This is a genomic window from Thiospirillum jenense, assembly GCF_014145225.1.
Classification (GTDB): Bacteria; Pseudomonadota; Gammaproteobacteria; order Chromatiales; family Chromatiaceae; genus Thiospirillum; species Thiospirillum jenense.
Genome location: NZ_JABVCQ010000094.1, coordinates 1 through 745 on the forward strand (window position 1 = coordinate 1; position 745 = coordinate 745).

Sequence of the window (745 nt, forward strand, 5' to 3'; positions counted from 1 at the left end):
GATGTTCACGTTGGATGCTTTGTACAACCGACTCGACGCCGGCACGACGGGCGCTAAAGTCTTTTTTACCGAGCCGACCGTGGTACCAATCGGTATCAGCGGCAAAACGTTAGATGAGGTGATGGCGAAAATGCCGGTGGTGGATAACGTGAACGGCGCTGCCGTGGGAGATGTGGCCAACGGCAAAACGTTCTGGGGACTGCGCAGCGGCGCCGGCTGGGGCGTGTTGACCGGCACCTACACCGCACCTAGTGCTTGCACAGGTACCGCGAGCGCCGCCGAGGTGCTTTTTGGCAAGACTTTCTGTAACACCAGTGGAGATCAAACGGGCGGGCTTGCGACCCAAACGCTCTCGAACACAAATGACACCGTTTCCGCCGGGTATTACGCGGCGACCACTTTGCACGCGGTTGATGCTGACCTTGTCGCTGACAACATCAAATCCGGCGTCAGCATTTTCGGCGTCGCGGGCAGTTACAGCATCACCTTGAGCGGCGATGCCGCCGTCGGCGACGTGCTGACGGGCAAGACCTTCTGCAACAGCAGTGGCTGCGGTCAGAACGGCGCCATGACCAATGTCGGCACTGAAAACATCACGCCGGGCATCAGCGATCAGACCATCACCGCCGGCTATCACAACGGCAGCGGCGTCGTGGCGGGCGATGCGAATCTGAACAGTCGCAACATCAAAAGCGGCGTCTCCATCTTCGGCGTCGCGGGCAGTTACAGCATCACCTTGAGCGGC

The 745-nt window shown here is 59.9% G+C and carries 1 protein-coding gene; it reads left to right on the forward strand.

The annotated features are described in order from the left end of the window. Positions 1-745 (forward strand): hypothetical protein (locus HUK38_RS14650; RefSeq protein WP_202985585.1); only part of this gene is annotated, 745 nt, incomplete at both ends.